We start from the raw sequence: 20,099 nt of genomic DNA on the forward strand, positions 1-20,099 counted from the left end.
GGAGCCGTAAGCTGTGTCGACTGCGTTCGCAGCTTACTGAGCCCTCGGAGACCCCGTTGCCCAGCCCTTACCGCGCTCTGTTCGCCGCCCCCGGCACCAAGCGCTTCTCCGCCGCGGGCTTCCTCGGCCGGATGCCGCTGTCGATGATGGGCATCGGCGTGGTCACGATGGTCTCCCAGCTCACCGGGCGCTACGGCCTGGCCGGCGCCCTGTCGGCGACGATCGCGCTGGCCGCCGCGGTGGCCGGACCGCAGGTCTCGCGGCTGGTGGACCAGTACGGGCAGCGGCGGGTGCTGCGTCCGGCGACGCTGGTCTCGCTCGTGGCGGCGGCCCTCCTGCTGCTCGCCGCGCACTACGCGTGGCCGGACTGGGTCCTCTTCGTGGCCTGTGTCGGCATCGGCTGCGTGCCGAGCGTCGGCGCGATGATCCGGGCCCGCTGGGCGACCCTGTACCGGGGCACACCGCAGCTGCACACCGCGTACTCCTTCGAGTCCGTGGTGGACGAGGTGTGCTTCATCTTCGGGCCCATCATCTCCATCGGCCTGTCCACGGCCTGGTTCCCGGAGGCCGGTCCGCTGCTCGCCGCCTGCTTCCTGGCGGTGGGCGTCTTCTGGCTGACCGCGCAGCGCGCCACCGAGCCCGAGCCGCATCCGCGCGAGCGCAAGGGCGGGGGCAGCGCGCTGCGCGCGCCGGGGCTGCAGGTCCTGGTGGCCACCTTCGTCGCCACCGGGGCGATCTTCGGCGCCGTCGACGTGGTGACCGTGGCCTTCGCCGACGAGGAGGGGCACAAGGCGGCCGCGAGCGTCGTCCTCGCGGTGTACGCGGCGGGTTCGTGCGTGGCGGGCATGGTCTACGGGTTGCTGCACTTCGCCGGGGCGCCGGAACGTCGGTGGTTGCTGGGCGTGTGCGCCATGGCCGTGAGTATGATCCCACTCCTACTGGTCGGAAACTTGCCGTTCCTGGCCGTGGCGCTGTTCGTTGCGGGTCTGTCCATCGCGCCGACGATGATCACGACGATGTCCCTCATCGAAGAGCACGTACCACGCGCGCAGCTCACCGAGGGCATGACCTGGGTGAGCACCGGGCTCGCGGTGGGAGTCGCGCTGGGCTCCTCCGCGGCCGGCTGGGTCATCGACGCCGCCGGGGCGCGCGCCGGGTACGGGGTTCCGGCCGTGTCCGGGGCCGTCGCGGTCGCGGTGGGTTTCCTCGGTTACCGTCGGCTCAAGCGGCCGGCTCCGGGTCGGGGAGGCTCCGTTGGGCAGCACAGCGAACGGAAAGAACGGCACGTGGCGTAACTGGGGCGGCAACGTCTCCGTGCGCCCCGCGCGGGAGGTCACCCCGGCGTCCGTCGACGAGCTGGCCGACGCCGTGCGGCAGGCCGCCGAGGACGGTCTGACGGTGAAGGCCGTCGGCTCGGGGCACTCCTTCACCTCCATAGCCGCGACGGACGGTGTATTGATCCGCCCGCAACTGTTGACCGGCATACGCAGGATCGACCGGGAGAACATGACGGTCACGGTCGAGGCCGGCACCCCGCTCAAGCGACTCAATGTGGCCCTGGCGCGCGAGGGTCTGTCGCTGACCAACATGGGCGACATCATGGAGCAGACCGTCGCCGGCGCCACCGGCACGGGCACCCACGGCACGGGCCGCGACTCCGGTTCGATCGCCGCCCAGATCAGGGGTCTGGAGCTGGTCACGGCGGACGGCTCGGTCCTCACCTGCTCCGAGAAGGAGAACCCGGAGGTCTTCGCGGCCGCCCGCATCGGCCTGGGCGCCCTGGGCGTCGTCACCGCGATCACGTTCGCCGTCGAGCCGCTCTTCCTGCTCACGGCCCGCGAGGAACCGATGCCGTTCGACCGGGTCCTGGCGGACTTCGAGGAACTCTGGGCCGAGAACGAGCACTTCGAGTTCTACTGGTTCCCGCACACCGGCAGCACCAACACCAAGCGCAACAACCGCAGCGCGGGCCCGGAGCAGCCGATGCCGCAGGTCAAGGGCTGGATCGAGGACGAGTTCCTCTCCAACGGGGTTTTCCAGGTGGCCAACTGGGTGGGCCGGGCGGTGCCCGCGACGATCCCCGGGATCGCCCGGATCTCCAGCAGGGCCCTGTCCGCGCGGACGTACACCGACATCCCGTACAAGGTCTTCACGTCCCCGCGCCGGGTGCGCTTCGTGGAGATGGAGTACGCCGTTCCGCGCGCGGCCGTCGTGGAGACGCTGCGCGAACTGAAGGCCATGGTGGACCGTTCCGGGCTCCGGGTCAGCTTCCCCGTGGAGGTGCGCACGGCCCCGGCCGACGACATCACGCTCTCCACCGCCTCCGGCCGGGACAGCGCCTACATCGCCGTGCACATGTTCCGGGGCACGCCCTACCACCGGTACTTCACCGCGGCCGAGCGCATCTTCACCGCCCACGAGGGCCGTCCGCACTGGGGCAAGATCCACACGCGGGACGCGGAGTACTTCTCCCGGGTGTATCCGCGCTTCGGCGAGTTCACGGCGCTGCGGGACCGTCTGGATCCTGACCGGCTGTTCCGGAACGACTACTTGCGGAGGATTCTGGGGGCGTAGGCGACGCGCTGGGGGGTGGCGCCGGAGTCACCGGACGACGGCGAGACGTTCCCGTCCGGTGCGGAGCCGGTGGGCGGAACGCCCGCGGCGCCGTCGTCACCTTCCGAACCTGCGTCGCAACCTTCGGAAGTTCCCCGGTGGACACCACCTCGCAGGTGGTGATTCCGGCCATCTCGACGCCGAAGACGACGGCCGCGGCGAGCACCGGCCGCGTCCGGCCCCTGGCCCGGGCGCGCTGACGGCGCCCGGGGTGAACTCGCCGGGCTCAGGCGATCGTTCCGCGGACTGTTCGCCGGTGCGCCGGAAGAAGTGCTGGACCGCACAAGGAGGGGACGAGCGGTCGAAAACCCGTAGTTCCGGTGCTGGCGACTACGTGAACTTCCCCACGTTCAAGATCACGGAACGGGGGCATGAGGCGGCCAGGTCCTCCCTCTTGTCAGAAGTTGGGCGGCGTGCCAATCCACGCACGTGGCCCAAATGGAGTACTGTGGCGAGCCCTGGGTCCGGTCTCCCGTCAGGGTGCCCGGGGCCGTCAAGGACCGCCGGGAGGGGGCTAGTTGCACAGGGTGATGAAGTTCGTCACTTAGCGTTGCGAATAGGTAACCGTGCCATAACGGCGATCCAGGGCCAGCGCCCGACACGCCGGGCAACTCGGCAAGGTTGTGGCAGGCTGCACCCGGGCAGGCCACACTCGACTAGCGGAAGCAGCGACGCACGTGACGTCGGCAGGCACCACCCGGGAGGTCCCCATGCCCGAACTGCGTGTCGTGGCCGTCTCGAATGACGGCACACGGCTGGTGCTGAAGGCTGCGGACAGCACGGAGTACACGCTTCCGATCGACGAACGGCTCCGCGCCGCCGTGCGCGGCGACCGTCCCCGCCTCGGCCAGATCGAGATCGAGGTGGAGAGCCACCTCCGCCCCCGTGACATCCAGGCGCGTATACGTGCCGGCGCGACCGCGGAAGAGGTCGCGCAGATGGCCGGCATCCCCGTCGACCGGGTCCGCCGTTTCGAGGGCCCGGTGCTCGCCGAGCGGGCGTTCATGGCCGAGCGGGCGCGCAAGACCCCGGTCCGCCGCCCCGGCGAGAACTCCGGTCCGCCGCTGGGCGAGGCCGTGCAGGAGCGGCTGCTGCTGCGCGGGGCCGACAAGGACAGCGTCCAGTGGGACTCGTGGCGCCGCGACGACGGCACATGGGAAGTCCTGCTGGTCTACCGCGTCGCGGGTGAGCCGCACTCGGCGAGCTGGACGTACGACCCGCCCCGGCGGCTCGTCCAGGCCGTCGACGACGAGGCCCGCTCGCTGATCGGCGAGTCCGACGACCTGGCCGCGCCCGAGCCCAGCTTCCCGTTCGTGCCGCGGATCGCACGCCTGCCCCGCGACCGGCCGCTGGACCGCCCCGGCGACCGCGAGCGGCCGAGCCTGCCCGCGCAGGCCTCCGAGCCCGACGAGGAGACCCTGGCCATCACGGCCTCCAGCGAACGGGACTCGCTGACCAGCCTGCTGGAGGCGGTGCCGAGCTTCCGCGGCGACCTGGTGGTCCCGGAGCGCCCCGCGCCGGAGCCCGACGAGGAGCCCGTCGTCGAACCCGAGGAGGAGGAGCCGCCGGCTCCCGCCGCCTCGGCCGGTTCCGCGTACGCGGACGTCCTCATGCCGCGCTCCGTGGGCAGCCACCGTGACCGGCTCATCGGCGCCACCGACCGCCAGGCGGAGGCCGACGGTGTCCGCCCGGGCCGCAGAGCGGCCGTGCCGAGCTGGGACGAGATCGTGTTCGGCACCCGGCGCAAGAAGCAGGAATAGCCGGGCCGGCCGTCGTACGCGTGAGGGGCCGCGCCGTTGTGGGCGCGGCCCCTCACGCGCGGGTGCTCACTGCGGGTCGGGGCCCACCGCGACCGGGCGGTCCGGGTCCGAGGACCACTCCGACCACGAGCCCACGTACAGCTCCGCCGGAAGGCCCGCGATCGCGAGCGCCAGCACCTGGTGCGCCGCCGACACGCCCGACCCGCAGTACACGCCGACCCGCGAACCCTCCGACACGCCGAGGCCCTTGAAGCGTTCCCGCAGTTCCTCGGCGGGCAGGAAACGGCCGTCCGGGCCGACGTTCTCCGTCGTGGGCGCCGACACCGCGCCCGGAATGTGCCCCGCGACCGGATCGATCGGCTCCACCTCGCCCCGGTACCGCTCCCCCGCCCGCGCGTCCAGCAGCACCCCGGACCGCGCCAGCTCCGCCGCCGCATCCGCGTCGAGCAGCCCCGCCCCCGGCTCGGGAGTGAAGTCCCCCTCCGCCGGAACCGGCACGGTCTGCTCCAACGGCCCCTCCCAGGCGGGCAACCCGCCGTCGAGGACCCGCACGTCCGGGTGACCCGCCCAGCGCAGCAGCCACCAGGCCCGGGCCGCCGCCCAGCCCTGGCCGCCGTCGTAGACGACCACCGGCCGGCGCGGCGACACGCCCGCCCGGCGCATCGCCGCGCCGAAGCGCTCCAGGTCGGGCAGCGGATGCCGGCCGCCCGCACCCGGAGCCGAGGCCAACTCCCGGTCCAGGTCGACGTAGACGGCTCCGGGCAGATGCCCCGCCTCGTACGCGACCCGGCCGTCGAACGGAGGCTCACCGGACGCCTTCGCGGCGGTGAGCTGCCAGCGGACGTCGAGCAGGACCGGCGGGTTGGGGCCCGCCAGACCACTCGCGAGGTCGGATGCGGAAATGATGGCGTTCATGGCCCCCATCCTCGCGCACCGGGTGGCCGAGCCGTCGCCGTCCGGCTACTCTGCTCCGCCGAACCGGGTCGATCACGCGGCGTACGGGAACAAGCACGTGCTGTACAGCTGAACGACACCTGCCGACAAGCGCGCCGCAAGGGACAGCGCCCCGCGGATCGGGCATTCTCCCGGACATGGGTCGTCCCGCGGACGAGCCCCACGAGGGCTGCGGAGAGCACCGGCCACCACTAGGCCGAGAAGAGAGTGACGATGAGCGACGCACCGGCGTCCACCGGCCCGAACGGCGCAGCACCCGCTCGCTACGCGCCCGGCACGCCCTGCTGGGTGAGCCTGATGGTGCACGGCCTGGCCACCACCGAGGAGTTCTACGGGGCGCTGTTCGGCTGGGAGTTCCGGCCCGGCCCCCGCCAACTCGGCCCGTACGTACGCGCGCTGCTCGGCGGGCGGGAGGTGGCCGGCATCGGGCAACTGCCGCCGGACCGGCATCTGCCCATCGCGTGGACCCCCTACTTCGCCTCACGTGACGCCGATCTGACGGCCGAGACGGTGCGCAGCTGCGGCGGCACGATCGGCGTGGGCCCGCTGGACGCCGCCGACGCCGGACGGCTCGCGATCGGCTCCGACCCGTCGGGCGCGGTCTTCGGCATCTGGCAGGCCGCCGCGCACCTCGGCACGGCCGTCTCGGACCTCCCCGGCACACCCGCCTGGAACGAGCTGCTCACCTTCGAGTCGGCGACCGTCGCCAAGTTCTACCGGACGGTGTTCGGCTACGAGGAGGAGCCGGTCATCTCCGCCGACTTCGACTACGTCACCCTGCACCTCGGCGGCCGGCCCGTCGCCGGCGTCCACGGCCTGGGGCAGTCCCTGCCCCGCGACCGGGGCCCGCACTGGGTGACGTACTTCCAGGTCGACGACGTCGGCGACGCCCTGGACCACCTCGTCCACCTGGGCGGGACCGTCCTGAAGCCGGTGCGGGACACCCCGCAGGGGCGGGTGGCGGCGGTGGCGGACCCCGAGGGGGCGCGGTTCGCGCTGCTCCAGCGGCCGAGCTGACGGGCGGCGGGTCGCTGCCCGGCACGGGCGGTCAGGCCGACGTCACCGGCAGGACGTCCGGGGACAGGGCCGCCGCGCGGGCCGTCGCGGCCGTCATGCGGCGGCGGTGATGGCGGCGGCACAGCACCTCGTAGCCGACCTCGTCGCCGGAGCCGGTGACGTCACCGACGACCACCTGGGCGCCCTCCACGACCATGACGCCGCCTATCGTGCGGGCGTTGTGCGTGGCGCGCGCACCGCACCAGCACAGGGCCTCGACCTGCAGCACCTCGACCCGGTCGGCCAGTTCCACCAGTCGCTGGGAGCCGGGGAACAGCTTGGAGCGGAAGTCGGTGGTGATGCCGAAGGCGTAGACGTCGAGCCCCAGGTCGTCCACGACCCGCGCGAGTTGATCGATCTGCTCCGGTGCGAGGAACTGCGCCTCGTCGGCGATCACGTAGTCGGCGCGGCCGCCCCGCGAGAGGTGGTCGACGAGGTAGGTGTAGAGGTCCTGCCCGTCCTCGACCTCCACGGCGTCCGTGACCAGGCCGAGGCGTGAGGACAGCTTGCCGTGGCCGGCCCGGTCGTCGCGGGAGAAGATCATGCCCTGCAGGCCCCGCGCCGAGCGGTTGTGCTCGATCTGGAGCGCCAGCGTCGACTTCCCGCAGTCCATCGTTCCGGAGAAGAACACCAGCTCGGGCATGGAGGGTTGAGCGCCTTTCGGTGGAGGGGGCGGCGTACGGTCTCAGGAGCGTACTTCGAGCAGGGGGACGAGCTGCTCGGCGGGGGTCATCGAGCCGTGGTTGCCGACCATCGCCGACTCCTTGGGCTCCCGCTCGGAGGCGATGAGCAGGACGTCGTCGCGCGCGGCGGCGACCACGTCGCCGATCCGGTCGCGGACCCGCGCGTCGACGTGCGGGCCGAACCAGCCCGCCTCGATGGCCTGGTCGCGGGAGGCGACCCAGAACTGCTCGCCGAGCACCTCGCGCCAGCAGGTCAGCACGTCGTTCGCGGCGCCCGGCACCGCGTAGACGTGCCGGGCACGGCCCTCGCCGCCGAGCAGGGCCACTCCGGCGCTGAGCTCCCAGTCCTCGTCGAAGTCGATGCGGTGCTGCTCGTCGAAGGGCACGTCGATCATGCCGTGGTCGGCGGTGACGTAGAGGGCGCTGCGCGGGGGCAGTTGCTCGGCGAGGCGCTGGACCAGGCGGTCGGCGTACATGAGCTGGCCGCGCCAGGCGTCGGAGTCGACGCCGAAGCGGTGGCCGGCGCCGTCGACCTCGGCGAAGTACGTGTAGACCAGGGAGCGGTCGCCCGCGGCCAGTTGCTCGGCCGCCAGGTCCATCCGGTCCTCGCCGGTCAGGCGCCCGAGGAACGTTCCGCCACTGAGCGCGACCCGGGTGAGCGGGGTGTTCTCGAAGGTCGGGGAGGACACCTGCGCCGCGTGCACGCCCGCCTCGTGGGCCAGCCGGAAGACCGTGGGGTACGGCTGCCAGGGGCCCGGCGGCGTCCAGGGCTGCCAGCGCAGCTGGTTCATCAGCTCGCCGGTGTCGGGGTTGCGCACGGTGTAGCCGGGCAGGCCGTGCGCGCCGGGCGGCAGGCCGGTGCCGACCGAGGCCAGGGAGGTCGCCGTGGTCGCCGGGTAGCCGGCGGTGAGCGGACGCCCGGTGCCGCCGCGCGAGGTGGCGAGCAGGGACGTCATGAACGGGGCGTCCTCGGGGTGGGCCTTGAGCTGCTCCCAGCCGAGACCGTCGATCAGGAACACGCAGTTCCGGTCGGCGGGGGTCAGTTCGGGGATCGCGGCGGTCATGCCCGGCACGCCCATCCCGGCGGCCAGCGTGGGCAGCAGGTCGGCGAGGGAACCGCTGCCGTACTCGGGGACCGGCGCGGAGGCCACGGTGAGCGGTTCGGGGTGGTGGTCCCAGGCCGTGTTCGGCTGTGCCATCAGCGGGCGCTGTCCGCGGTCGCCTCGGAGAGGGCCTGCGCGAAGGCCAGGGCCTGGCGCACGGTCTCCGGTCCGTCCCCGGCCTCGCTGACGCGCAGGCTGAGGTCGTCCGCCGTGGAGTTGCCGGTGTAGCCGTGGTCCGCTTCGCAGTTGGGGTCGCCGCAGGCGGCCGGCTCCAGGTCGATGCGGGAGACGGCGCCCCAGCCGATGGTGAGCACCACCTCGCGGGGCAGGGTGCCCGGCTTGTACGACTCCGGGTTGGCGACCACGCGGCTGACCACGATCGACGAGATGCGGCCGATCTTGACGGACTCCGTGGACGTCGTGGCGTACGGCGTCGGGGAGGTGTCGTCGGCGGCCTGTTCGTCGGTGTGGCTGACGATGAAGCGGTTGTCCGTGAGGACCAGCACCGTCACGTGCCGGCGCACCTCGTTCTGGTCGAACGTCGTCTCCTGGTGGACCAGGTACGACCGGATGGGCTCGCCGCCCACGGCGGCCTCCACCGCCTCGGCCACGAGGGCCGGGTAGTAGCCGCTGCGCTCGATCGCCGCCCGCAGCCCCTGGGTCGTCGTACTGGTCTTGGCCATGACGCCCATCCTACGGGGGACCACTGACTGCGAGGCACCGCTCGCCCCCTGTCAGTGCGCGGGGGGCTCGGTGGGCGACGGGCGGGGCGGCTCGGTGGGCGGGGCCCGCTCGTGCGCCGGGGCGGTCCGCTCAGTAGGCGGGGAGGGTCCGCGGGCCGAGGTCGTCGCGGGCGGGGGGCGGCGCGAGGCGGACGGAGGCGCCCAGGACGCTCAGGCCGTGCGCGGCGACGACCACCGGCTCCAGGGTGACCGCCACGACCTCGGGATGGTCGTCGACCAGCCGGGAGACACGCAGCAGCAGCTCCTCCAGGGCACCGGTGTCGGCCGGTGCCGAGCCGCGCCAGCCGAACAGCAGGGGTGCCGTGCGGATGGAGCGGACCAGGCTGCTCGCCTCGCGGTCGGTGACGGGGATCAGCCGGTGTGCCGTGTCCCCGAGCAGCTGCGAGGCGGCCCCGGCCAGCCCGAAGGAGAGCACCGCGCCGGCCGCCGGGTCGATGACCGCCCGCACCACGACGTCCACGCCGCGCGGCGCCATCCGCTGCACCACGGGGCGCAGCTCGTCCGGCGCGCCGAACAGCTCCGTCAATTCGGCGTAGGACCGGCGCAGTTGCTCCTCGTCCGCGAGGTCGAGGCGGACGCCGCCCAGGTCGGCGCGGTGCCTCAGGTGCGGGGCGGTGGCCTTCAGGGCCACCGGGTAGCCGAGGGCGCGGGCGGCCTGTGCGGCGGCGTCCGCGGTCGGGGCCGGCAGGGCGCGGTGGACGTGGACGCCGTAGTGGCCGAGCAGGTCGCAGGTGGCGTCCGTGCCGAGCGTGAGTCCCTGGCCGCGCGCGAGCAGCCCGTCGATCAGGGCGGCGGCACCCTTGACGTCGATGTCGTCGTACTCGGGCACCTTGCCGGGGTCGGCGGCGTCGCGCCGCCACCGGGCGTACGCGAAGGCTTGGCCGAGGGCGCGGACCGCGCGTTCCGCGGCGGGGTAGGCGGGGATCAGGTGGGCGCCCTCGGGGGCCTCGGCGGGGGGCCGTGCCGTGGCGGACGCCGGGTCGAAGGCCGGCGGCGCGGGCCTGTCCGCCTCGGACTGGGGTGCCGTGCTCGCCGCGGCCGACAGGGCCTCGGCGAGGCCGCCGAGCTCCACGTGGACGACCAGGACCGGCTTGGCCGGTGCGGCGGCCGCCGCCGAGCGCAGGGCCTGGGCGAGGGCCGCGTCCGCGACCGAGCCCTCCCCCACCGCCGGGATGGCCGTGACGACCACCGCGTCGCAGCGGTCGTCGGCCAGGGCGCGGGACAGGGCGGCGTGGAAGTCCTCGGCGGAGGCGGCCGTGGTCAGGTCCTGCGGCGGGTGCGGCCGCAGTCCTTCGGCGAGGCAGGCGTCGTAGGTGAGCAGGCCGAGCGACTCCGAGTTGCCGAGGATCGCCACCCGGGGTCCGGCGGGCAGGGGCTGGCGGGCGAGGAGCAGGCCGGCGTCCACCAGCTCGGTGATCGTGTCGACCCGGATCACCCCGGCCTGCCGCAGCAGGGCCGAGACGGTCGCGTGCGGCAGCCGCGTCGCCCGTACGGCGTGCCCCTGGGGAGCCGCTCCGTGCCGGGCGCCCTGGACCACGACCAGCGGCTTCGCCGCGGCGGTGCGGCGGGCGAGGCGGGTGAACTTGCGGGGGTTGCCGATGGACTCCAGGTACATGAGGACGACGTCGGTGTCCGGGTCCTCGTACCAGTACTGCAGGACGTCGTTGCCGGAGACGTCGGCGCGGTTGCCCGAGGAGACGAAGGTGGAGACGCCGGTGACGCCCGTGACGCCGCCGCCGCGCCGGTGCAGCCGGGACAGCAGCGCGACGCCGATGGCCCCGGACTGGGCGAACAGGCCGATGCGGCCCGGGCGCGGCACCTCGGGGGCGAGGGAGGCGTTGAGCCGCACCCGGGGGGAGGTGTTGATGATGCCGAAGGCGTTCGGGCCGATGATGCGCATGCCGTACGTGCGCGCCTGCCGGACGAGGGCGCGCTGGCGTTCGCGCCCCTCGGGGCCGCTCTCGGCGTATCCGGCGGAGACGACGACGAGTCCTTGCACGCCGTGTTCGCCGCACTCGGCGACCACCTCGGGGACCTGCTCGGCCGGCACGGCGACGACCGCGAGGTCCACGGGTCCGTCGATGTCCCGCACGGAGCGGTGGGCGGGCACCCCGTCGAGCTCCTTCCGCTCCTCGGGCAGGGCCCGGTTCACGGCGTACAGCCGGCCCGTGAAGCCGGCGTCCCGGATGTTGCCCAGGACGCTGCGGCCCACCCCGCCCGGGGTGCGTCCGGCGCCGATGACGGCGACCGAGCCGGGGGCGAGCAGCCGCTGCACGGACCGGGCCTCGGCGCGGTGCTCGCGCGCGTACTGCACGGCGAGGGAGCGGTCGGTGGGCTCCAGGTCGAACTCCAGGCGGACCACGCCGTCCTCGAAGCTGCGCTTCTGGGTGTACCCGGCGTCCGTGAACACCTTGATCATCTTGGTGTTGGCGGGCAGCACCTCGGCGGCGAAGCGGCGGATGCCGCGTTCCCGGGCGACGGCGGCGATGTGTTCGAGCAGGGCGGAGGCGACGCCGCGGCCCTGGTGGGCGTCCTGCACCAGGAAGGCGACCTCGGCCTCGTCGGCGGGGGCGGACGCGGGCGTTCCGTCGGGGCCGATCCGGTCGTAGCGTACGGTGGCGATGAACTCGCCGCCGACCGTGGCCGCGAGTCCCACCCGGTCCACAAAGTCGTGGTGCGTGAAGCGGTGGACGTCCTTGGCGGACAGGCGAGGGTACGGCGCGAAGAAGCGGTAGTACTTCGACTCGTCGGAGACCTGCTCGTAGAAGCTGACCAGACGCTCGGCGTCATCGACGGTGATGGGCCGGACGCGCGCGGTGCCCCCGTCGCGCAGCACCACGTCGGCTTCCCAGTGGGCGGGATACTCGTGCCGGTCCGGCGAGGTCTGCATGGGCCCCAGAGTACGGCTAGCGCCTGACAACGGCGCGAGGCAGGCTGTGGAGGGCGTTCGTCGGGTCGAGGCCGCGATCCGACGGCACCGCGGGGCGGGACGACAGGTCCGCCCCGGGCTTCACGTATGGGAAACTGGTCTAGACAACCCTGAACAGCGAAGGGCAGCATCACATGGCTGAGCGCCGCGTCAACGTCGGCTGGGCCGAGGGCCTCCACGCCCGCCCCGCCTCCATCTTCGTCCGAGCCGCCACGGCCGCAGGCGTCCCGGTGACGATCGCCAAGGCAGACGGCAACCCCGTCAACGCGGCCTCCATGCTCGCCGTCCTGGGCCTCGGCGCCCAGGGAGGCGAGGAGATCGTCCTCGCCTCCGACGCCGAGGGCGCGGACGCCGCCCTGGACCGGCTGGCGAAGCTGGTCTCCGAGGGCCTCGAGGAGCTTCCCGAGACCGTCTGAGTCGTTCCGGCGGTTTTCACGGGTGAAGCCGCGCCGGCCTTTGAGGCCGGCGCGGCTTCGCTCATTTCCGGGGACCCGGGCGCCTCGAATTCAAAACGGCTCACCGGATCACCGGAAAAGGGCAGCAGAATAAATCCCCCGCGGAACTCCACTCTTTGTATACGGCTTCCGTGTTAATGCCGCGGGCTCGCCGTGTTTACGGGATGTTGCGGGTTCCTCACACGCTCGACGCGCTCCCGCGGGGCGAGCGGGCGCAGCCGGTGCGCGGACGTCGCGCGCTCGGCGTGCAGCGCCGTGACCGCCCGCGCGCGCTCGCTGTCGCCGCGCGCCACCGCGTCCACGATCGCGCCGTGCTCGGTCCAGGACTCCACCGGATCGGCCGGCACCTCCACCGCGTACATCCAGGCGATCTTGTGGCGCAGCTGGGCGAGCATCGCGATCAGGGCGGGGCTGCCGGAGGCCTGGGCCAGCGTCTCGTGGAACCAGCCGCCCAGGGAGCGCAGGTCGTCGCTGGTGCCCCGGCGGGCGCGCTCCTGGCCCAGCCGGACCAGGCCGCGCAGGACCTTCAGATGGGCCTCGGTGCGGCGCTGGGCGGCCCGGGCGGCGCCGAGCGGCTCCAGCAGCGCGCGCATCTCCAGCAGGTCGGCCGCCTCCTGCTCGGTGGGCTCGGCCACGCACGCGCCCGCGTGCCGCCGGGTCACCACGAAGCCCTCGGCCTCCAGCGTGCGCAGGGCCTCCCGGACGGGGACGCGCGAGACGCCGTAGCGGCGCGCGAGGAGTTCCTCGGTGAGCCGGCTGCCGCGCTCGTGGACACCCGCGACGATGTCGTCCCGGATGGCCGTGCACACCGAGTGCGCGGGAATACGCATGACCCGACCTCCGCTTAATCCCCGTGAAACGTCGACGAGTGACGTGTGTTCCGTGACTCTATTGCAATCAGCCGGAATTTCCGACGGGAGCCCGGAATCCATGGATATTTTTTGGACAGGGGCGTCTGGGGGGCGGGAATACCGAAAGGCCCCGGCTCGGTGAGCCGGGGCCTTTCGGGCGCTGAGCGGGTGGCGTCAGAGGTTCACGCCGTGCGAGCGGAGGTAGGCGAGGGGGTCGATGTCCGAGCCGTACTCGGGGCTCGTGCGCGCCTCGAAGTGCAGGTGCGGGCCGGTCACGTTGCCGGTCGCGCCGGACAGGCCGATCTGCTGGCCGGGGGTGACCTGCTGGCCCACCGAGACGCCGACGGACGACAGGTGGCCGTACTGGGTGTACGTGCCGTCGTTCATCTTGATCACGACCTGGTTGCCGTAGGCGCCGCCCCAGCCGGCCTCGACGACCGTGCCCGCGCCGACGGCGTGGACGGAGGTGCCGGTGGCGGCGTGGAAGTCGATGCCGGTGTGGCTGCCGGAGGACCAGACGGCGCCGCCGGCCTTGTAGCCGGTGGAGACGTAGGAGCCCGGGATCGGGGACACGAAGCTGTTGAGGCGCTTGCGCTCGGCCTCGCGGGCGGCGCGCTCCTTGGCCTCGCGGGCCTTCTCGGCGGCCTCCTTGGCCTTCTTCGCCGCCTCGGCGGCGCGCTCGCGCGCGGCCTCCTCGGCCTTCTTCACGGCGGCGGCCTCCTCGGCCGCCAGCTTCTGCGCGACGGCCTGCGCGTCGATCTGCTGGGCCACCGTGTCGCCCATGGTGATGACGGGGGTGAGGCCGGTCTGCTCGACGGCGGGCTCATCGGCGGCGAAGGCCGGGGCGGCGACGGTGCCGATCACACCGGTGGTGGCGAGCGCCGCGACGCCCGCCGCGCGGGCCGTGCCGCGCTGGATCCTGCTGGGACGGCGATGCTTGCCGGTGGCGCGCGTGAACGCCATGAAGTGGCTGGTCCTTTCCTTCCCTCTCGCCTACCGGGTTAGCTGACGGGTTCGGAGCAGGAAGGTCTCCTACGGACCCCCTCGCGGCTCGCGCGGGCGTCCGATTCACCCCAGGGACTGCGTGGGTCCCCGGCTCCCCTGGCTCGCGCCGTACGGGGACTCGGCGATGACTGTCCGGTGCCGCGGGTGCGGCGCACTGCCTGACGAACAGCCCGGACGAAGCTAAACGGGGCCACTTTCAATTCCCAAACGGATCCGGGCTTTTGTAGCGCATCCCACAGGGCAGACAGGCAACTCCCGCCCCAATTCGGGCATAAAGGAGCCCTGGTGCCTTGGAAGGCAACCAGGGCTCCGTGGCGCGTGTGCCGCTACTCGGCGGCCACGACCGTGACCGCGCCGATGCCCAGGGCCTCCACCGGGGCCTTGATCTGCGCCGCGTCGCCCACCAGGACGGTCACCAGACGGTCCACGGGGAAGGCGCTGACGACCGCCGCCGTGGCCTCCACCGTGCCCGTCGCGGCGAGCCGGCGGTACAGCGTGGCCTGGTAGTCGTCGGGCAGGTGCTGCTCGACCTGGTCGGCCAGCGTGCTCGCGACGGCCGCGGCGGTCTCGTACTTCAGCGGCGCCACTCCGACCAGGTTCTGCACGGCGACGTCCCGCTCGGCGTCGGTCAGCCCCTCGGCGGCGAGGGTGCGCAGCACCGTCCGCAAGTCCTGCAGGGCCGGGCCGGTGTTGGGCGTGTCCACGGACCCGCTGATGGCGAGCATCGAGGCACCGGTGCCGTCGGGCGCGGAGCGCAGCACCTGGGCGAAGGACCGCACGCCGTAGGTGTAGCCCTTCTCCTCGCGCAGGACGCGGTCCAGGCGGGAGGTGAGGGTGCCGCCGAGGCAGTACGTGCCGAGCACCTGCGCGGGCCAGACGCGGTCGTGCCGGTCCGGGCCGATCCGGCCGATCAGCAGCTGCGTCTGGACGGCGCCCGGGCGGTCCACGATGACCACCCGGCCGGTGTCGTCGGCGGTCACCGGCGGCACGGGGCGCGGCTCGGCCGAGGAGCCGGTCCAGGAGCCCAGGGTGTCGCCGAGCAGGGCGTCCAGGTCGATGCCCGTGAGGTCGCCGACCACCACGGCCGTGGCCGTGGCGGGGCGGACGTGCTTCTCGTAGAAGGCGCGCACGGCCGCGGAGTCGATCGCGGCTACCGTCTCCTCGGTGCCCTGCCGGGGCCGCGACATGCGCGAGCCCGCCGGGAACAACTCCTTGGACAGCTCCTTGGCGGCCCGGCGGGAGGGGTTGGCCAGCTCGTGCGGGATCTCGTCGAGGCGGTTGCGGACCAGCCGTTCGACCTCGCTGTCCGCGAACGCGGGCGCCCGGAGGGCGTCGGCGATCAGACCGAGTCCCTTGGCGAGCCGGGAGGCCGGGACCTCCAGGCTGATCCGGACGCCGGGGTGGTCGGCGTGCGCGTCGAGGGTGGCGCCGGCCCGCTCCAGCTCGGCGGCGAACTCCTCGGCGGAGTGCTTGTCGGTGCCTTCCGAGAAGGCCCGCGCCATGATCGTGGCCACGCCGTCGAGGCCGGCCGGCTCGGCCTCCAGGGGGGCGTCCAGCAGCACCTCCACGGCGACGACCTGCTGACCGGGGCGGTGGCAGCGCAGCACCGTCAGGCCGTTGTCGAGCGTGCCGCGCTCGGGGGCGGGGAAGGCCCAGGGGCGCGCCTCGCCCGCCTGCGGCCGGGGGTGGAAGTCCATCGTGGCGAGCTCGGTCACTTGGCCGCCTCCTCGTTCTCGTCGCCGGCCGCTGCCGCGGCGTCCCCGGCGGTGTCGGCGTCGTCGGTCTCGTCAGCGGTCTCGTCGGCGACGGGCTCGTAGACGAGCACCGCGCGGTTGTCGGGGCGCAGGCGGGCCTTGGCGACCTCCTGGACCTCCTCCGCCGTGACCTCCAGGACACGCTGCACGGCGGTCAGCGCCAGCTGCGGGTCGCCGAACAGCACGGCGTACCGGCACAGTTCGTCGGCGCGGCCGGCGACCGTACCGAGCCGGTCCAGCCACTCGCGCTCCAGCTGGGCCTGGGCGCGCTCCATCTCCTCGGCCGTGGGGCCCTCCTCGGCGAACCGGGCGAGCTCCTCGTCGATGGCGGCCTCGATGACCGGCACCTCCACGTCGCCGGACGTCTTCACGTCCAGCCAGCCCAGTGAGGGCGCCCCGGCGAGCCGCAGCAGGCCGAAGCCCGCCGCGACGGCCGTACGGTCGCGCCGCACCAGGCGGTTGTACAGGCGCGAGGACTCGCCGCCGCCGAGGACGGTCAGGGCCAGGTCGGCAGCGTCGCACGCGCGCGTGCCGTCCTCGGGCAGGCGGTAGGCGGCCATCAGGGCGCGCGCCGGGACGTCCTCCTCGACGACCTCGCGCAGCTGCTCGCCGATGATCTCGGGCAGCGAGCCGTCCCGCGGCGCGGGCTTGCCGTCGTGCCCGGGGATGGAGCCGAAGTACTTCTCGATCCAGGCCAGGGTCTGCTCCGGGTCGATGTCGCCGACCACGGAGAGCACGGCGTTGTTCGGCGCGTAGTACGTGCGGAAGAACGCGCGGGCGTCCTCCAGGGTGGCCGCGTCCAGGTCGGCCATGGAACCGATGGGGGTGTGGTGGTAGGGGTGGCCCTCGGGGTAGGCGAGGGCGGTGAGCTTCTCGAAGGCGGTGCCGTAGGGGACGTTGTCGTAGCGCTGGCGGCGCTCGTTCTTCACGACGTCCCGCTGGTTCTCCATCGACTCCTCGTCGAGGGCGGCCAGGAGGGAGCCCATGCGGTCGGCCTCCAGCCAGAGGGCGAGCTCCAGCTGGTGGGCGGGCATGGTCTCGAAGTAGTTGGTCCGCTCGAAGCTGGTGGTGCCGTTCAGCGAGCCGCCCGCGCCCTGGACGAGCTCGAAGTGGCCGTTGCCCTTGACCTGGGCGGAGCCCTGGAACATCAGGTGCTCGAAAAGGTGAGCCAGGCCGGTACGCCCCTTGACTTCGTGGCGCGAGCCGACGTCGTACCAGAGGCACACCGCCGCGACGGGGGTCAGGTGGTCCTCGGAGAGCACCACGCGCAGACCGTTGGCCAGGCGGTGCTCGGTCGCTGTCAGGCCCCCGGAGCCTGCCTGGGCTGTGGCCGTGTGACCCATGGGCATGTACGTCCCTTCGATCGCGGAGCGGTCTTCCCAACCGCGGATTCCTGCCGGTCCTGCCACTGTATGCAAGCGTGCGGAGCCCTGGTGAAGTTCCCGGCGCCGACCTGCTCGCGGGAGCCGGAAAGGCCTTCGGGACCGGGCCCTGGTCCCGCTTGTCAGTGCGGCGGTCCACAATGGTCGGCGTCAGATCCGGATCGCAGCAGCACGAGCGAGCCGCAGGGGCGGCCGGTGACACGTGGGCGAGCGCACGCAGGCCCGAGGGGCTGAGCACGGCCGCCGTGTCGTCACCGGCGTCAAGCCCCGTAGGCGAGCGACCAGTAACAGGAGGAGCCGGCAGCGATGGCCCGCCGCAGCACGAAGACCCCGCCGCCCGACGACTCGTACGAGGAGCGGATCCTCGACATCGACGTCGTCGACGAGATGCAGGGCTCCTTCCTCGAGTACGCGTACTCGGTCATCTACTCCCGGGCCCTGCCGGACGCCCGCGACGGCCTGAAGCCGGTGCACCGGCGCATCGTCTACCAGATGAACGAGATGGGCCTGCGCCCCGAGCGCGGGTACGTCAAGTGCGCCCGCGTCGTCGGCGAGGTGATGGGCAAGCTGCATCCGCACGGCGACGCGTCGATCTACGACGCCCTCGTGCGGATGGCCCAGCCGTTCTCCATGCGCGTCCCCCTGGTGGACGGCCACGGCAACTTCGGCTCCCTGGGCAACGACGACCCGCCGGCCGCCATGCGGTACACCGAGTGCCGGATGGCCGAGGCCACGAGCCTCATGACGGAGTCCATCGACGAGGACACCGTCGACTTCAACCCCAACTACGACGGCCAGGAGCAGGAACCGGCCGCCCTGCCCGCCGCCTTCCCCAACCTCCTGGTCAACGGCGCCTCGGGCATCGCGGTCGGCATGGCCACGAACATGCCGCCGCACAACCTGCGCGAGGTCATCGCCGCCGCCCGGCACCTGATCAGGCATCCGAACGCCGACCTCGACGCCCTGATGAAGCACGTCCCCGGGCCCGACCTGCCCACCGGCGGCCGCATCGTCGGCCTGTCCGGCATCCGGGACGCCTACGAGACCGGCCGCGGCACGTTCAAGATGCGGGCGACCGTCTCCGTGGAACAGGTGACGGCCCGCCGCAAGGGCCTCATCGTCACCGAGCTGCCCTTCGCGGTCGGCCCGGAGAAGGTCATCGCCAAGATCAAGGACCTGGTCGGCGCGAAGAAGCTCCAGGGCATCGCCGACGTCAAGGACCTCACCGACCGCGAGCACGGCCTGCGCCTGGTCATCGAGATCAAGAACGGCTTCGTGCCGGAGGCGGTGCTGGAACAGCTGTACAAGCTGACGCCGATGGAGGAGTCCTTCGGCATCAACAACGTGGCCCTGGTGGACGGCCAGCCGCTCACGCTCGGCCTGAAGGAGCTGCTGGAGGTCTACCTCGACCACCGGTTCAACGTCGTGCGGCGGCGTTCGGAGTTCCGCCGCGGCAAGAAGCGCGACCGTCTCCACCTGGTCGAGGGCCTGCTGACGGCCCTGCTGGACATCGACGAGGTCATCCGGCTGATCCGCTCCAGTGAGAACTCCGCGCAGGCCAAGCAGCGCCTGATGGAGCAGTTCTCGCTGAGCGAGGTGCAGACGCAGTACATCCTCGACACGCCGCTGCGCCGCCTCACCAAGTACGACCGCATCGAACTGGAGACGGAGAAGGAGCGGCTCACCGGGGAGATCGAGGAGCTGACCCGGATCCTCGACTCGGACGCGGAGCTGCGCAAGCTCGTCTCCTCCGAACTGGCCACGGTCGCCAAGAAGTTCGGCACCGACCGGCGTACGGTCCTGCTGGAGACGGGCGGTGCCCCGGTCGCGTCCGTGCCGCTGCAGGTGGCCGACGACCCGTGCCGGGTGCTGCTGTCGTCGACAGGGCTGCTGGCCCGTACGGCGAACAACGAGCCGTTCCCGGAGGCCGCCGGGGCCAAGCGCGTGAAGCACGACGTGATCGTCTCGGCGGTGCCGGCCACCGCGCGCGGCGAGGTCGGCGTGGTCACCTCGGCGGGCCGGCTGCTGCGGCTGAACGTGGTCGACCTGCCGCAGCTCCCCGAGTCGATGCCGACGCCGAACCTCGCGGGGGGCGCCCCGCTGGCGGAGTTCGTCTCCCTGGAGGACGACGAGACGGTCGTCTGCCTGACGACGCTCGACGAGTCGTCGCCGGGCCTGGCGCTCGGCACGGCGCAGGGCGTCGTGAAGCGCGTGGTGCCGGACTATCCGGCCAACAAGGAAGAGCTGGAGGTGATCACCCTCAAGGAGGGTGACCGGATCGTCGGCGCGGTCGAGCTGCGCACGGGCGAGGAGGACCTGGTCTTCATCACCGACGACGCCCAGTTGCTGCGCTTCCAGGCGGCTCAGGTCCGCCCGCAGGGCCGTCCGGCCGGTGGTGTGGCCGGGATCAAGCTCGCCGAGGGCGCGAAGGTCATTTCCTTCACGGCGGTGGACCCGGCGGCGGAGGCGGTGGTCTTCACGGTCGCGGGCTCGCGCGGCACGCTGGACGACTCGGTCCAGACGACGGCCAAGCTGACACCGTTCGACCAGTACCCGCGCAAGGGCCGGGCCACCGGCGGGGTCCGCTGCCAGCGGTTCCTGAAGGGCGAGGACTGCCTGTCCCTCGCCTGGGCGGGTCCGAGCCCGGCGCTGGCCGCCCAGAAGAACGGCAGCCCGGCCGAACTGCCGGAGATCGACCCCCGGCGGGACGGCTCGGGCGTGTCCCTGGCGAAGACGGTCGCGGTGGTGGCGGGGCCGGTCTAGGCCGGGCCGGGCCGGCCGGGCCTGGTCTGGTCTGGCCTGGTCGGGCCT

Annotated in this window: 15 protein-coding genes and 1 riboswitch; of the genes, 6 read left to right on the forward strand and 9 right to left on the reverse strand. The window is 72.9% G+C overall.

The genetic code is table 11. The features are described 5' to 3' along the window. Positions 1-56: 56 nt before the first annotated feature. The 3 genes from ACIGAN_RS02970 to sepH all read left to right on the forward strand — a co-directional run bounded on the left by ACIGAN_RS02970 (position 57) and on the right by sepH (position 4,373). Positions 57-1,295, forward strand: coding sequence for an MFS transporter (locus ACIGAN_RS02970; protein ID WP_365092120.1), 1,239 nt, complete (start codon positions 57-59; stop codon positions 1,293-1,295). Beyond that, positions 1,255-2,574, forward strand: a complete 1,320-nt coding sequence (locus tag ACIGAN_RS02975; protein ID WP_399854558.1) for a D-arabinono-1,4-lactone oxidase — start codon at positions 1,255-1,257, stop codon at positions 2,572-2,574. The genes ACIGAN_RS02970 and ACIGAN_RS02975 overlap by 41 nt, the downstream gene beginning before the upstream one ends. A gap of 749 nt (positions 2,575-3,323) precedes the next feature. Beyond that, a complete protein-coding gene (sepH, locus tag ACIGAN_RS02980) occupies positions 3,324-4,373 on the forward strand; it encodes a septation protein SepH (protein ID WP_365092125.1) in 1,050 nt (349 codons plus the stop codon). Between the two features lie 66 nt (positions 4,374-4,439). Here sepH and ACIGAN_RS02985 read toward each other — a convergent pair whose 3' ends face one another. Then, positions 4,440-5,288 (reverse strand): sulfurtransferase, encoded by an 849-nt coding sequence (locus tag ACIGAN_RS02985; protein ID WP_399854559.1) that lies wholly within the window; start codon positions 5,286-5,288, stop codon positions 4,440-4,442. A gap of 252 nt (positions 5,289-5,540) precedes the next feature. Between ACIGAN_RS02985 and ACIGAN_RS02990 the strand changes: the two genes are divergently transcribed. Then, on the forward strand, positions 5,541-6,344 hold the full coding sequence (locus tag ACIGAN_RS02990; RefSeq protein WP_399854560.1) for a VOC family protein: 804 nt from the start codon (positions 5,541-5,543) through the stop codon (positions 6,342-6,344). A 31-nt stretch (positions 6,345-6,375) separates the two neighbouring features. Here the strand turns inward: ACIGAN_RS02990 and ACIGAN_RS02995 are convergent, their stop codons facing one another. From ACIGAN_RS02995 to ACIGAN_RS03010, 4 genes are all read right to left on the reverse strand, one after another. After that, complete coding sequence (locus ACIGAN_RS02995) at positions 6,376-7,026, reverse strand: thymidine kinase (protein ID WP_365093778.1); 651 nt, start codon at positions 7,024-7,026, stop codon at positions 6,376-6,378. Positions 7,027-7,068: 42 nt separating this feature from the next. Beyond that, complete coding sequence (locus tag ACIGAN_RS03000) at positions 7,069-8,265, reverse strand: alkaline phosphatase family protein (protein WP_365093776.1); 1,197 nt, start codon at positions 8,263-8,265, stop codon at positions 7,069-7,071. Continuing rightward, positions 8,265-8,852, reverse strand: a complete 588-nt coding sequence (locus ACIGAN_RS03005) for a DUF5998 family protein (protein WP_365093773.1) — start codon at positions 8,850-8,852, stop codon at positions 8,265-8,267. Before ACIGAN_RS03005 ends, ACIGAN_RS03000 begins: the two co-directional genes overlap by 1 nt. 130 nt (positions 8,853-8,982) lie before the next feature. Continuing rightward, entirely contained in the window at positions 8,983-11,802 is a 2,820-nt protein-coding gene (locus ACIGAN_RS03010; protein ID WP_399854561.1) for a bifunctional acetate--CoA ligase family protein/GNAT family N-acetyltransferase, read from the reverse strand. Positions 11,803-11,975: 173 nt separating this feature from the next. Here ACIGAN_RS03010 and ACIGAN_RS03015 point away from each other — a divergent pair, with 173 nt between their 5' ends. After that, entirely contained in the window at positions 11,976-12,257 is a 282-nt protein-coding gene (locus tag ACIGAN_RS03015) for an HPr family phosphocarrier protein (protein ID WP_003993478.1), read from the forward strand. 173 nt (positions 12,258-12,430) lie between these two features. Here ACIGAN_RS03015 and ACIGAN_RS03020 read toward each other — a convergent pair whose 3' ends face one another. The 4 genes from ACIGAN_RS03020 to ACIGAN_RS03035 all read right to left on the reverse strand — a co-directional run bounded on the left by ACIGAN_RS03020 (position 12,431) and on the right by ACIGAN_RS03035 (position 17,255). Then, the gene (locus ACIGAN_RS03020; protein ID WP_365093766.1) at positions 12,431-13,126 is read right to left on the reverse strand and encodes a GntR family transcriptional regulator; all 696 of its coding nucleotides are present in this window, start codon (positions 13,124-13,126) and stop codon (positions 12,431-12,433) included. 195 nt (positions 13,127-13,321) lie between these two features. Beyond that, positions 13,322-14,110 carry a M23 family metallopeptidase gene (locus ACIGAN_RS03025; RefSeq protein ID WP_365093763.1) on the reverse strand — a complete coding sequence of 263 codons (789 nt, stop codon included), beginning with the start codon at positions 14,108-14,110 and terminating at the stop codon, positions 13,322-13,324. A 12-nt stretch (positions 14,111-14,122) separates the two neighbouring features. Next, positions 14,123-14,286: riboswitch (cyclic di-AMP (ydaO/yuaA leader) on the reverse strand. 192 nt (positions 14,287-14,478) lie between these two features. Next, positions 14,479-15,867 (reverse strand): M16 family metallopeptidase, encoded by a 1,389-nt coding sequence (locus tag ACIGAN_RS03030; protein ID WP_399854562.1) that lies wholly within the window; start codon positions 15,865-15,867, stop codon positions 14,479-14,481. Further along, complete coding sequence (locus ACIGAN_RS03035) at positions 15,864-17,255, reverse strand: M16 family metallopeptidase (protein WP_365093757.1); 1,392 nt, start codon at positions 17,253-17,255, stop codon at positions 15,864-15,866. Before ACIGAN_RS03035 ends, ACIGAN_RS03030 begins: the two co-directional genes overlap by 4 nt. 339 nt (positions 17,256-17,594) lie before the next feature. On the opposite strand from ACIGAN_RS03035, the gene ACIGAN_RS03040 reads away from it, so the two are divergent. Further along, on the forward strand, positions 17,595-20,051 hold the full coding sequence (locus tag ACIGAN_RS03040; protein ID WP_399854563.1) for a DNA topoisomerase (ATP-hydrolyzing) subunit A: 2,457 nt from the start codon (positions 17,595-17,597) through the stop codon (positions 20,049-20,051). Positions 20,052-20,099: the final 48 nt, after the last annotated feature.

This window comes from Streptomyces sp. NPDC085931 (assembly GCF_044540565.1).
In the GTDB taxonomy this organism is placed as follows: Bacteria; Actinomycetota; Actinomycetes; order Streptomycetales; family Streptomycetaceae; genus Streptomyces.

What these genes read in the sequence shown, in the direction of transcription:
- sepH (WP_365092125.1), top strand. Translation starts at nt 3,324, where the DNA reads ATGCCCGAACTGCGTGTCGTGGCCGTCTCGAATGACGGCACACGGCTG.
- ACIGAN_RS02985 (WP_399854559.1), bottom strand. Translation starts at nt 5,288, where the DNA reads ATGAACGCCATCATTTCCGCATCCGACCTCGCGAGTGGTCTGGCGGGC.
- ACIGAN_RS02990 (WP_399854560.1), top strand. Translation starts at nt 5,541, where the DNA reads ATGAGCGACGCACCGGCGTCCACCGGCCCGAACGGCGCAGCACCCGCT.
- ACIGAN_RS02995 (WP_365093778.1), bottom strand. Translation starts at nt 7,026, where the DNA reads ATGCCCGAGCTGGTGTTCTTCTCCGGAACGATGGACTGCGGGAAGTCG.
- ACIGAN_RS03000 (WP_365093776.1), bottom strand. Translation starts at nt 8,265, where the DNA reads ATGGCACAGCCGAACACGGCCTGGGACCACCACCCCGAACCGCTCACC.
- ACIGAN_RS03005 (WP_365093773.1), bottom strand. Translation starts at nt 8,852, where the DNA reads ATGGCCAAGACCAGTACGACGACCCAGGGGCTGCGGGCGGCGATCGAG.
- ACIGAN_RS03010 (WP_399854561.1), bottom strand. Translation starts at nt 11,802, where the DNA reads ATGCAGACCTCGCCGGACCGGCACGAGTATCCCGCCCACTGGGAAGCC.
- ACIGAN_RS03015 (WP_003993478.1), top strand. Translation starts at nt 11,976, where the DNA reads ATGGCTGAGCGCCGCGTCAACGTCGGCTGGGCCGAGGGCCTCCACGCC.
- ACIGAN_RS03020 (WP_365093766.1), bottom strand. Translation starts at nt 13,126, where the DNA reads ATGCGTATTCCCGCGCACTCGGTGTGCACGGCCATCCGGGACGACATC.
- ACIGAN_RS03025 (WP_365093763.1), bottom strand. Translation starts at nt 14,110, where the DNA reads ATGGCGTTCACGCGCGCCACCGGCAAGCATCGCCGTCCCAGCAGGATC.
- ACIGAN_RS03035 (WP_365093757.1), bottom strand. Translation starts at nt 17,255, where the DNA reads ATGCCCATGGGTCACACGGCCACAGCCCAGGCAGGCTCCGGGGGCCTG.
- ACIGAN_RS03040 (WP_399854563.1), top strand. Translation starts at nt 17,595, where the DNA reads ATGGCCCGCCGCAGCACGAAGACCCCGCCGCCCGACGACTCGTACGAG.